Source organism: Pseudomonas sp., from assembly GCF_040514055.1.
Classification (GTDB): domain Bacteria; phylum Pseudomonadota; class Gammaproteobacteria; order Pseudomonadales; family Pseudomonadaceae; genus Aquipseudomonas.
Map to the genome: position 1 here is coordinate 18449 of NZ_JBEVDL010000074.1, position 11868 is coordinate 30316.

The 11868-nt window shown below is 60.9% G+C and carries 9 protein-coding genes; 4 read left to right on the forward strand and 5 right to left on the reverse strand.

Annotated elements, in window-relative coordinates; genetic code table 11:
* Position 1 precedes the first annotated feature (1 nt).
* The 4 genes from ABWY06_RS19230 to fabI are packed head-to-tail and all read left to right on the forward strand — an operon-like array spanning position 2 to position 4548.
* Complete coding sequence (locus ABWY06_RS19230; protein WP_353927183.1) at positions 2-1087, forward strand: microcin C ABC transporter permease YejB; 1086 nt, start codon at positions 2-4, stop codon at positions 1085-1087.
* 1 nt (position 1088) lies between these two features.
* Complete coding sequence (locus ABWY06_RS19235; RefSeq protein WP_353927184.1) at positions 1089-2108, forward strand: ABC transporter permease; 1020 nt, start codon at positions 1089-1091, stop codon at positions 2106-2108.
* Between the two features lies 1 nt (position 2109).
* Complete coding sequence (locus ABWY06_RS19240) at positions 2110-3732, forward strand: ABC transporter ATP-binding protein (RefSeq protein ID WP_353927185.1); 1623 nt, start codon at positions 2110-2112, stop codon at positions 3730-3732.
* An 18-nt stretch (positions 3733-3750) separates the two neighbouring features.
* The gene (gene fabI, locus ABWY06_RS19245; RefSeq protein ID WP_353927186.1) at positions 3751-4548 is read left to right on the forward strand and encodes an enoyl-ACP reductase FabI; all 798 of its coding nucleotides are present in this window, start codon (positions 3751-3753) and stop codon (positions 4546-4548) included.
* Between the two features lie 231 nt (positions 4549-4779).
* Here fabI and ABWY06_RS19250 read toward each other — a convergent pair whose 3' ends face one another.
* The 5 genes from ABWY06_RS19250 to clpP all read right to left on the reverse strand — a co-directional run bounded on the left by ABWY06_RS19250 (position 4780) and on the right by clpP (position 11852).
* Complete coding sequence (locus ABWY06_RS19250; RefSeq protein WP_353927187.1) at positions 4780-6654, reverse strand: SurA N-terminal domain-containing protein; 1875 nt, start codon at positions 6652-6654, stop codon at positions 4780-4782.
* A gap of 223 nt (positions 6655-6877) precedes the next feature.
* A complete protein-coding gene (hupB, locus tag ABWY06_RS19255) occupies positions 6878-7150 on the reverse strand; it encodes a nucleoid-associated protein HU-beta (protein ID WP_010490206.1) in 273 nt (90 codons plus the stop codon).
* Between the two features lie 135 nt (positions 7151-7285).
* Positions 7286-9682: an endopeptidase La gene (gene lon, locus ABWY06_RS19260; protein WP_353927245.1), complete on the reverse strand. Its 2397-nt coding sequence runs from the start codon at positions 9680-9682 to the stop codon at positions 7286-7288.
* Positions 9683-9827: 145 nt separating this feature from the next.
* Positions 9828-11108: an ATP-dependent Clp protease ATP-binding subunit ClpX gene (gene clpX, locus ABWY06_RS19265; RefSeq protein ID WP_353927188.1), complete on the reverse strand. Its 1281-nt coding sequence runs from the start codon at positions 11106-11108 to the stop codon at positions 9828-9830.
* Positions 11109-11207: 99 nt separating this feature from the next.
* A complete protein-coding gene (gene clpP, locus ABWY06_RS19270) occupies positions 11208-11852 on the reverse strand; it encodes an ATP-dependent Clp endopeptidase proteolytic subunit ClpP (protein WP_353927189.1) in 645 nt (214 codons plus the stop codon).
* Positions 11853-11868: the final 16 nt, after the last annotated feature.

Sequence of the window (11868 nt, forward strand, 5' to 3'; positions counted from 1 at the left end):
GATGCTGGCCTATATCCTGCGACGCCTGTTACTGATCATTCCCACGGTGTTGGGCATCCTGCTGATCAACTTCATCATTATCCAGGCGGCCCCGGGCGGGCCGGTGGAGCAGATGATCGCCAAGCTGGAAGGCTTCGACGCCGCCGCTGGCGGCGCCACCGGGCGCATCTCCGGGGGCGGTTCCGAGGTCGCGGTCGGCGGCTCCAGTTACCGGGGCGCCCAGGGTCTGGACCCGGAGCTGATCGGTGAAATCGAACGCATGTACGGCTTCGACAAGCCGGCGCCGGAGCGCTTCTGGATCATGCTGACCAGCTACCTGAAGCTGGACTTTGGCGACAGCTTCTTTCGCGACGCCAAGGTCACCGAGCTGATTGCGGAAAAACTGCCGGTATCGATCTCCCTGGGCTTGTGGAGCACCCTGATCACCTACCTGATCTCCATTCCGCTGGGCATCGCCAAGGCCACCCGCCATGGCAGCCCGTTCGACGTCTGGACCAGTTCGGCGATCATTCTCGGCTACGCCATCCCGGCCTTTCTGTTCGCCATCCTGCTGATCGTGGTCTTTGCCGGCGGCAGCTACTACGACTGGTTTCCCCTGCGCGGCCTGACCTCCAACGACTTCGACTCGCTCAGCCTGGGCGGCAAGATGCTCGATTATTTCTGGCACCTGGCGCTGCCGGTCACCGCCCTGGTGATCGGCAACTTCGCCACCTTGACCTTGCTGACCAAGAACAGCTTCCTCGACGAAATCAACAAACAGTACGTGGTGACGGCCCGGGCCAAGGGACTGACTGAGTCCCGGGTGCTGTACGGCCATGTGTTCCGTAACGCCATGCTGCTGGTGATCGCCGGCTTCCCCGCCGCCTTCCTCGGGATATTCTTCACCGGCTCCATGCTGATCGAGGTGATTTTTTCCCTCGATGGTCTGGGCTTGCTGGGTTTCGAGTCGATCATCAACCGCGACTACCCGGTGGTATTCGGCACCCTGTTCATCTTTTCCCTGTTCGGCCTGATCATGAAATTGATAAGCGATGTCACCTACACCCTGGTCGATCCGCGCATCGACTTCGAAAATCGGGAGGGTTGAGATGCACCTCTCCCCATTGAATCGACGCCGCTTCGAGCGCTTCAAGGCGCACAAACGCGGGTGGTGGTCGCTCTGGCTGTTTCTCGGCCTGTTCGCCCTGAGCCTGGGCGCGGAGTTGATCGCCAACGACAAGCCGCTGGCCGTGCGCTACGACGGCGACTGGTACTTCCCGGTGCTCAAACGCTACCCGGAAACCACCTTCGGCGGGGAATTCCCCCTGCAGGCCAACTACAAGAGCCCCTATATCCGCGACTTGATCGCCCAGAAGGACGGCTGGATGCTGTGGCCGCCGATTCCCTTCAGCTATTCGAGCATCAACTACGACCTGCGCGTGCCCGCCCCGGCCCCCCCCTCGGCGCAGAATTGGCTGGGAACCGACGACCAGGCCCGCGACGTCCTGGCCCGGGTGATCTATGGCTTTCGCATTTCGGTGCTGTTCGCCCTGATCCTGACCTTTATTAGCACCCTGATCGGGATCTTCGCTGGCGCCCTGCAGGGCTTCTATGGCGGCTGGGTCGACCTGCTCGGCCAGCGCTTCCTGGAGATCTGGTCGGGCCTGCCGGTGCTGTTTCTGCTGATCATCCTGTCGAGTTTTATCCAGCCTAATTTCTGGTGGCTGCTGGGCATCATGCTGCTGTTCTCGTGGATGAGCCTGGTCGATCTGGTACGCGCCGAATTCCTCCGTGGCCGTAACCTGGAATACGTGCGCGCCGCCCGCGCCCTGGGCATGCAGAACGGCGCGATCATGTTCCGCCATATCCTGCCCAACGCCATGGTCTCCACCCTGACCTTCCTGCCCTTTATCCTGACAGGCGCGATCGGCACCCTGACCGCCCTGGACTTCCTTGGCTTCGGCCTGCCGCCCGGCGCGCCCTCGCTCGGGGAGCTGGTGGCCCAGGGCAAATCCAATCTGCAAGCCCCCTGGCTGGGCATCAGCGCCTTCGTCGTGCTCGGCCTGATGCTGACCCTGCTGGTATTTATTGGTGAGGCCGCGCGCGATGCCTTCGACCCGAGGAAGTGAGATGAGCACCGCCGCTGATAACGACATCCTGATCGAAGTGCGCGACCTGTCGGTCGAGTTCGTGGTGGGCCAACAGGTGCAACGGGCCGTCGACGGTGTCAGCTTCGCCATCCGCAAAGGCCAGACCCTGGCCCTGGTCGGCGAAAGCGGCTCCGGCAAATCGGTGACCGCCCATTCGATCCTGCGCCTGCTGCCCTACCCGCTGGCCCGCCATCCGTCCGGCAGTATCCACTACGCGGGGCAGGACCTGCTGACGCTGGAGACCGAGGCACTGCGGCGCATCCGCGGTAACCGCATCGCCATGGTCTTCCAGGAGCCGATGACCTCGCTCAACCCCTTGCACAGCATCGAGAAGCAGATCAACGAGGTCCTGACCCTGCACAAGGGACTGACCGGTAAAGCCGCCACGCGACGCACCCTGGAGCTGCTGGAGATGGTGGGCATCCCCAACCCGGTCTCCCGACTCAAGGCCTACCCCCACGAACTGTCCGGCGGCCAACGTCAGCGCGTGGTGATCGCCATGGCCCTGGCGAACGAGCCGGAACTGCTGATCGCCGATGAGCCGACGACCGCCCTGGACGTCACCGTGCAACTGAAAATCCTTGAGCTGCTCAAGGAGTTGCAAGCCCGCCTGGGTATGGCCCTGTTGCTGATCAGCCATGACCTGAACCTGGTACGGCGCATCGCCCAAGACATATGTGTCATGCAGCACGGTCGCATCGTCGAACAGGCGTCGTGTGAAACATTGTTCCGCGCGCCGCAGCATCCCTATACCCGGGAACTGCTCGGCGCCGAACCCAGTGGCGATCCGGTGCCTCATCCGCCTGGTCCGCCGCTGCTCGAGGTCACTGACCTGCGGGTATGGTTTCCGATCAAGAAAGGCCTGCTGCGGCGCACGGTCGATTACGTGAAAGCGGTGGATGGCATCACCTTCAGCCTGCCCCAGGGCCAGACCCTGGGCATCGTCGGCGAAAGCGGATGCGGCAAATCCACCCTGGGGATGGCGATCCTGCGGCTGCTCGGCAGTCAGGGCGACATCCGCTTTCAGGGCCAGGCGCTGAACGGCTTGTCGCAACAGGCCATCCGCCCGTTGCGACGACAGATGCAGGTGGTGTTCCAGGATCCGTACGGTAGCCTTAGCCCGCGCATGGCGGTGGGGCAAATCATCGGTGAAGGCCTGGACATCCACCAGATCGGTAACGCGGCGCAACAGGAACAAGCGGTGATCGACGCGCTGGTGGAAGTCGGCCTGGACCCGGAAACCCGCCACCGTTACCCCCACGAGTTTTCCGGGGGCCAGCGGCAGCGGATCGCCATCGCCAGGGCCCTGGTGCTGAAGCCGGCACTGATACTGCTGGATGAACCGACCTCGGCACTGGACCGTACCGTGCAGCGTCAGGTGGTGGAGTTACTGCGGCATTTGCAAGGCAAGTACAACCTGACCTACCTGTTCATCAGCCATGACCTGGCGGTGGTCAGGGCATTGAGCCACCAATTGATAGTGGTCAATCAGGGACAGGTGGTCGAACAGGGGCCGGCGTCGACCATTTTCGCCGCCCCGCAACACCCTTATACCCGGCAGTTACTCGAGGCCGCCTTTATGGCCCCGGTGGCTGCCGACTAATCAGAAAAGGAGCAACACATGGGTTTTCTCGCCGGTAAGCGCGCGTTGATCGTCGGCGTCGCCAGCAAACTGTCCATCGCCTCCGGCATCGCCGCGGCGATGCACCGCGAAGGCGCCGAACTGGCTTTCACCTATCAGAACGACAAGCTCAAGGGCCGTGTCGAGGATTTCGCCACGGGCTGGGGCTCCAGCCCGGAGCTGTGTTTCCCCTGCGACGTCGCCAGCGACGAGGAAATCGCCGCGGTGTTCGAGGCCCTGAGCCAGAAGTGGGACGGCCTGGACATCATCGTCCACTCGGTGGGCTTCGCGCCAGGCGACCAGCTCAACGGTGACTTCACCGAGGTCACCACCCGCGAGGGTTTCCGCATCGCCCACGACATCAGTGCCTACAGCCTGGTGGCGCTGGCCAAGGCCGGACGGCCGATGATGCAGGGTCGCAATGGCAGTGTACTGACCCTGTCCTACCTGGGTGCGGAACGCACCATGCCCAACTACAACGTCATGGGCATGGCCAAGGCCAGCCTGGAAGCGGGTGTGCGCTACCTGGCGGGCAGCCTCGGTCCGGAAGGCACGCGGGTCAACGCCGTCTCGGCAGGGCCGATCCGCACCCTGGCCGCGTCCGGCATCAAAAGCTTCCGCAAGATGCTGGCAGCCAACGAGAAACAGACGCCCCTGCGGCGCAACGTGACCATCGAGGAAGTCGGTAATGCCGGGGCGTTCCTCTGTTCCGACATGGCCTCAGGTATCAGCGGTGAAATCCTCTATGTCGACGGCGGTTTCAATACCACCGCGATGGCCGCCATCGAAGAAGAGTGACGCTCGCCTGGGCCGCGCTCACCGTGCGGCCCAGGATCCGTTCACAGCCCCCCCCGCACGGACCGCGATAAGCAACATCCTGCCGCGTGAGTACAGACGTCAGACACGGCTGGGGGATGCTTCTTCCCTGGGGCTTTCTTCGCTGCAACATGACTCGTTGATGGCAAGACCAACCGGCCCTCGCCATAAAAAAGGCCGCTCGAGAGCGGCCTTTTCATTTTCCAAGCGGGCTTAGAAACGCTCGATCTTGGCCTTGGCTTGCAGCTGGTTACGGAAAGCAGAGAAATCCTGCTCGCCGCTGCGCGAGGCGAGGAAACGTCGGAACAGGGCCTTATCCTCTTCCTTCAATTCCGATTGCGGCTCACTGACTCCCTTGAGCTGCAGCACCACCAAATCGCCATTACCCAGGGTCACGCTGGAGAACACTGGCTTGCCCTCGCCCACCGGACGCGGCATGCGGAACAGCGCTTGGGCGACCGCCGGATCGAGCCCTTCCTGGTTGCGGGTCGCAGCCTCCACGACTTTCCACGGCTGGCCATCCTGCGTCGGGCTAAGCGGTGTCTTGCCCTCACGCAGTCCCGCCAACAGGGCATCACCCTTGGCCTTCACCGCTTCGTTGGCACGTTCACGGGTCAACTGGGCACGGATGCTGGCATCGACTTGCTCCAGCTTCTGCTGCTCCGGCTTTTTATGCTCCTTGACGCGCAATACCACCACGGTATCAGGGTCCAGCTCGATCGCCGTGCTATTGGCACCCTCCTCCAACACTTCAGGGCTGAACGCGGCTTCCAGCACTTGGCGATTGGCTGCCAGGCCTTCGCCGCCTTCACGGCCGATGGCCACGCTGGTTTGCACCTTGAGTCCCAGTTCCTGTGCCGGCTGGGCCAGATCGGAGGCTTCGAACGCGGCATCCTCAAGCGACTTGGACACCTCGACGAAACGCTGTTCGACCTGCTGGGTTTTCAAGTCACGCTCGATCTTGTCCTTCAGACTGGCGAAGGTCGGGACCTCAGGCGCCTGGACGCCCAACAGCTTGATCAAGTGCCAACCGAACTGGCTGCGCACCGGTACCGAGACCTGGTCCTGCTTGAGCTCATAAAGCGCCTTCTCGAAGGCGGGGTCGTAGACCCCCGGACCGGCATAGCCGAGGTCGCCACCGTTGGCCGCCGAGCCCGGGTCCTGGGACACCGACTTGGCCACTTCGGCAAAGGACTCGCCCTGGTCCAGACGCTTTTGCGCCTCATCCAGTTTGGCCTTGGCCTGCTCATCGGTCACCTTGTCGTCAACCGCGATCAGGATATGTGCGGCCTGGCGCTGTTCGGCCAGGCTGGCAACTTCCTTCTTGTACTGCGCTTGCAATTCCGCCTCGGCGACCGTGACCTGGGCGAAGAAGGATTCCTTCTTCAGCTCCACGTACTCCAGCACCACCTGCTCGGGGCTCATGTATTGCGAAGCATGAGCGGTGTAGTGAGCCTTGACGTCGTCATCGGTCAACTTGACTGCGGCCGGATCGGCCTTGAACGTCAGGGTGGCGAAATCGCGGGTCTGATTTTCCAGGCGGGCGAAGGCCGCCACTTCCTCATCGGTCACAAAGCTGCTGGCGGAAAGGCTGGCACGGACCTGGCCAATCAGCATTTCCTCTTCCAGCATGCTGCGAAACTGCAGACGGGTATAGCCCATCTGACGGATCACTTGGTCGAAGCGGTCCGGACTGAACTTGCCTTCCACCTGGAATTCCGGCAGGCGCAAAATCTGTTGGTCCAGGCCTTGCGGCGAGAAGGCGAAGTCGGCGTTCTTGGCGCTCTGCAGCATCAGCTCACGTTCGATCAGCCCCTTGAGGGCCGCTTCGCGCAACAGCTTTTCATCCAGCATCGAGGCGTCAAAGTCCTTGCCCAATCGCTGGGACAGCTGACGACGTTGCATCTCTGCGGCACGGCTCAGGTCGTTCAAGGCAATGGCCTCGCCATTGACCTCGGCGGCGTTCTGCTGGTTGCTGGAGAAATTGAAAATGGCGTCGAAACCGGTCAACGCCATCAGCGCGACGATGATGCCGATGATGGTTTTGGCAATCCAACCCTGTGAATTGTCCCTGATATTCTGAAGCATGCGTCCCCCAGAACGGCTGCACATGATCAGCAGCCGCGCAGCGTGGGTAAAATCCGGATAGAAGAAAGGCGCATCGAAGATGCGCCTTCTCGTAACTGGCGGAGCGGAAGGGATCTAGAGTGACGAATCCCACATGCCAGACCGGTAAGCTAACCGGTTGGATGACCGCTCCACGTCCATTTCGAGCCAGGCCCGAAATGGCTGGGCAACTCCCGAAGAACGCTTAGTTGACAGCGTCTTTCAGGGCCTTGCCGGCTTTGAAACCTGGAATCTTGGCGGCAGCGATGCTGATCGGGTTACCGGTCTGCGGGTTGCGGCCAGTACGGGCAGCACGTTCCTTGACAGCGAAAGTACCGAAGCCCACCAGCACGACGGAGTCGCCAGCCTTCAGAGCGCCAGTTACGGACTCGATTACAGCATCCAGCGCACGGCCAGCTACAGCTTTAGGAATATCAGCAGATGCGGCGATGGCATCAATCAGTTCCGACTTGTTCACTCTAAGTCCCCTTATTTCTGTTGAGTTTGTTTCTTAATTTTTGGGTGTAGGCAAAGCGGTGCTGGTGGGCCTGCCGCCACATAAAGAGCCGCTTTATAACAAGGGCTCTAAAAATGTGTCAAGGAAGCCCCCCGGCTAATGCGTGCTGATTCTCTCCTTAGAGTCAGACTCGCGCTTGTCATCCTGCGCTACCAGCTCCGGAGCCGCATCAGGCAAGGGCTCCGGGGCGTATTGCAGCGCAATTTGCAGGACCTCGTCAATCCATTTAACCGGTTTAATCTGAAGGTCCTGCTTAATATTCTCCGGAATCTCTTTCAGATCACGCACATTCTCTTCCGGAATGATCACCGTCTTGATTCCGCCACGGTGCGCCGCCAGCAATTTTTCCTTCAGCCCGCCGATGGCCAGCACCTGCCCACGCAGGGTGATTTCGCCAGTCATGGCGACGTCGGCACGCACCGGGATCTGGGTCAGTGCCGATACCAGGGCCGTGCACATGCCTACGCCCGCGCTGGGGCCGTCCTTGGGTGTCGCCCCCTCGGGCATATGGATATGGATGTCGCGCTTCTCATGGAAGTCCAGGGCCACTCCCAGGCTTTTGGCGCGGCTGCGCACCACAGTCAGCGCCGCGGTGATGGATTCGACCATCACATCCCCCAGCGAACCGGTCTTGATCAGTTGCCCTTTGCCAGGAACCACGGCTGCCTCGATGGTCAGCAGTTCGCCACCCACCTGGGTCCAGGCCAGACCGGTCACCTGACCGATCTGGTCTTCCACTTCGGCCAAGCCATAGCGGTACTTACGTACCCCGAGGAAACGCTCCAGCAGCTCAGCGGTGACCAGCACCTTGAAGCGCTTGGCGCTGGCATGTTCCTTCACCGCCTTACGGCAGACCTTGGCGAGTTGCCGCTCCAGGTTGCGCACTCCCGCCTCGCGGGTGTAGTAGCGGATGATGTCGCGGATCGCCGCCTCTTCGAATTCCAGCTCGCCTTTTTTCAGGCCATTGGCCTGGGTCTGCTTGGGCGCGAGGTACTTGACGGCGATATTGATCTTCTCGTCTTCGGTGTACCCCGGCAGGCGAATCACCTCCATGCGGTCCAGCAGCGGCGCCGGAATATTCATGGAGTTGGCGGTGCAGATGAACATCACGTCGGACAGGTCGTAGTCGACCTCAAGGTAGTGATCATTGAAATTGTGGTTCTGCTCCGGATCCAGCACCTCGAGCAGCGCCGAGGCCGGATCGCCGCGCATGTCGTTGCCCATCTTGTCGATTTCATCGAGCAGGAAAAGCGGATTGCGCACGCCGACCTTGGTCATTTTCTGGATCAGGCGACCCGGCATGGAACCAATGTAGGTGCGCCGGTGCCCGCGAATTTCCGCTTCATCACGGACCCCGCCCAAGGCCATGCGCACGAACTTGCGGTTGGTGGCATGGGCGATCGACTCGGCCAGCGACGTCTTGCCCACCCCCGGCGGTCCGACCAGGCACAGCACGGGTCCCTTGATCTTCTTCACGCGCTTCTGCACTGCGAGGTACTCGAGAATGCGCTCCTTGACCTCTTCCAGACCGTAATGGTCAGCGTCAAGAATGCCTTCGGCCTTGGACAGGTCCAAGCGCACCTTGGTCTCGGCCTTCCAGGGGACGTTCACCAGCCAATCGATATAGGAGCGCACCACCGTGGCTTCCGCCGACATGGGCGACATCTGCTTGAGCTTGTTCAGCTCGACCGTCGCCTTGGCATGCGCCTCCTTGGTCAGGCCTGCGCCCTCGATACGCTTTTTCAGCTCCTCGAGTTCGTTGTGGCCCTCGTCGCTGTCGCCGAGTTCCTTTTGAATGGCCTTCATCTGCTCATTCAGGTAGTACTCGCGCTGGCTGCGCTCCATCTGCTTTTTAACGCGACCACGGATGCGCTTTTCCACTTGCAACAGGTCGATCTCGGCATCCAGCAGCGCCAACACATGCTCGACCCGCTCCGACAACTCGGTGACCTCGAGAATCTCCTGTTTCTGCTCGATCTTCAACGCCATGTGCGCGGCCATGGTATCGACCAGGCGACCAGGCTCGTCGATGCTGTTGAGGGAGGACAGTACCTCGGCAGGCACTTTCTTGCCCAACTGCACGTACTGCTCGAATTGGCTCAGCAGGCTGCGGATAAAGACTTCGGATTCGCGCTCGGCGACCTCGACCTCTTCGATCAGGCTGACATCCGCGCGGCAATGCCCCTCGACTTCGACAAAACGCTCGATGGTGCCGCGCTGTTCACCTTCGACCAACACCTTGACGGTACCATCAGGCAGCTTGAGCAGCTGCAACACGGTGGCAACCGTGCCGACCCGATACAGGGCCTCCTCGCTGGGATCGTCATCAGCCGGGTTCCTTTGCGCGACCAAGAGAATCTGCTTGTCGCCGGTCATCGCAGCTTCCAAGGCCTCGATGGATTTTTCACGCCCCACGAACAGCGGGATAACCATGTGCGGATAGACCACGACATCGCGCAATGGCAGGAGAGGCAATTCGACGGTTGTCTTCATCATTTAGGCCCTACGGCGGCCAGACGGCCATAAACAGATGGGAGTACCCAAACCAAGATGGGGGCTACAACCGGAAAAAACAAGCGCAGCGCCCGCAAAAACAAAGGGGCCCGCAGGCCCCTTGGTACAGCGGTTACGGACCCGCTCAGGCCTCGGGAACAGCCTTGGCTTTGGGCTCGTTGTTCTCGTAGATCAACAGCGGCTTGGAGGTGCCGGCGATGACACTTTCGTCGATGACCACCTTGCTGACTTCAGACTGCGAGGGGATTTCGTACATGGTGTCCAGCAGCACGCCTTCCAGGATCGAACGCAGGCCGCGGGCACCGGTCTTGCGCTCCAACGCACGATGGGCGACCGACTTGAGCGCGTCCGGACGGAACTCCAGGTCGACACCTTCCATTTCGAACAGCTTGGCGTATTGCTTGGTCAAAGCGTTCTTCGGCTCGGTGAGGATCTGCATCAGCGCCGCTTCGTCCAGCTCGTCCAGCGTGGCGATGACCGGCAGACGCCCGACGAACTCGGGGATCAGGCCAAACTTGACCAAATCGTCCGGCTCGACTTCACGCAGCGACTCGCCGATCTTCTTGCCCAGGTCCTTGCTACGGACATCGGCATTGAAACCGATACCGCCCTTGGTGGACCGCCCCTGGATGACCTTTTCCAGGCCAGAAAACGCGCCACCACAGATGAACAGGATATTGCGGGTGTCGACCTGCAAAAACTCCTGTTGCGGGTGCTTGCGCCCACCCTGAGGTGGAACCGAGGCCACAGTGCCCTCGATCAGCTTCAGCAGCGCCTGCTGCACGCCCTCGCCAGAAACGTCGCGGGTAATCGACGGGTTGTCCGATTTGCGCGAAATCTTATCGATCTCATCGATGTAGACGATGCCCATCTGGGCCTTTTCCACATCGTAATCGCACTTCTGCAACAGCTTCTGGATGATGTTCTCGACGTCCTCACCTACATAACCGGCTTCGGTCAAGGTGGTGGCATCGGCTATGGTGAAGGGCACGTTGAGCAGACGCGCCAGGGTTTCGGCCAGCAGGGTTTTACCCGAACCGGTCGGCCCGATGAGCAGGATGTTACTTTTGCCCAGCTCGACGTCGTCCTTTTTCTCACGCTGGTTAAGGCGTTTGTAGTGGTTGTACACCGCCACCGCCAGCACCTTCTTCGCTCGCTCCTGACCGATCACATACTGGTCGAGGATGCCGCTGATTTCCTTCGGGGCAGGAAGTTTATGTGCACTGCTCTCGGCCTGGGCTTCCTGCACCTCCTCACGGATGATGTCATTGCACAGGTCGACGCACTCGTCACAGATAAAGACCGAGGGGCCGGCAATCAATTTGCGCACTTCATGCTGGCTTTTGCCGCAGAAGGAGCAATAGAGCAATTTGCCGTTGTCCTCGCCGTTGCGGGTGTCAGTCATTCGATCAATCCAATCCGGTAGGCTTGAAACACAAGATGGAGGCAATTGCGGGCTTTTACAAGCCCGCAACGCATCTGAATATTACCAGCGGGACGCCGTTTAGGCGCCTGGAGCGGCGCCTGGGCGCTTGCTGAGGACCTGATCAATCAGGCCATACTTGACCGCCACCTCGCCGCTCATAAAGTTGTCGCGATCCGTATCACGGGCGATCACTTCGATGGGCTGGCCGGTGTGGTGGGCCAGAATCTGGTTCAGGCGGTCGCGAATGGTGAGGATTTCGCGGGTATGGATCTCGATGTCCGAGGCCTGCCCCTGAAAGCCACCGAGCGGCTGGTGAATCATCATCCGCGAGTGCGGCAGGCAGTAACGCTTGCCGGCGGCACCGCCGGCCAGCAGCAAGGCGCCCATGCTGCAGGCTTGGCCGATGCAGGTGGTCGAGACGTCAGGCTTGATAAACTGCATGGTGTCGTAGATCGACATGCCGGCAGTCACCGAACCACCTGGCGAGTTGATGTACAGGTGAATGTCCTTGTCCGGGTTCTCGGCCTCGAGGAACAACAGCTGTGCGGCCACCAGATTGGCCATGTAGTCCTCTACCGGGCCGATCAGGAAAATCACACGCTCCTTGAGCAGGCGCGAGTAGATGTCATAGGCGCGTTCGCCACGGGCGGACTGCTCGATGACCATGGGCACCAAACCGCCAGCGGCCTGAATGTCTTGCTGCACAAAAGGATTACGGGACATGTCTTACGCTCGCTCC

Coding starts and splice junctions, on each gene's coding strand:
- ABWY06_RS19240 (WP_353927185.1), top strand. CDS start 2,110: ATGAGCACCGCCGCTGATAACGACATCCTGATCGAAGTGCGCGACCTG.
- ABWY06_RS19250 (WP_353927187.1), bottom strand. CDS start 6,654: ATGCTTCAGAATATCAGGGACAATTCACAGGGTTGGATTGCCAAAACC.
- fabI (WP_353927186.1), top strand. CDS start 3,751: ATGGGTTTTCTCGCCGGTAAGCGCGCGTTGATCGTCGGCGTCGCCAGC.
- clpX (WP_353927188.1), bottom strand. CDS start 11,108: ATGACTGACACCCGCAACGGCGAGGACAACGGCAAATTGCTCTATTGC.
- ABWY06_RS19230 (WP_353927183.1), top strand. CDS start 2: ATGCTGGCCTATATCCTGCGACGCCTGTTACTGATCATTCCCACGGTG.
- clpP (WP_353927189.1), bottom strand. CDS start 11,852: ATGTCCCGTAATCCTTTTGTGCAGCAAGACATTCAGGCCGCTGGCGGT.
- ABWY06_RS19235 (WP_353927184.1), top strand. CDS start 1,089: ATGCACCTCTCCCCATTGAATCGACGCCGCTTCGAGCGCTTCAAGGCG.
- lon (WP_353927245.1), bottom strand. CDS start 9,682: ATGAAGACAACCGTCGAATTGCCTCTCCTGCCATTGCGCGATGTCGTG.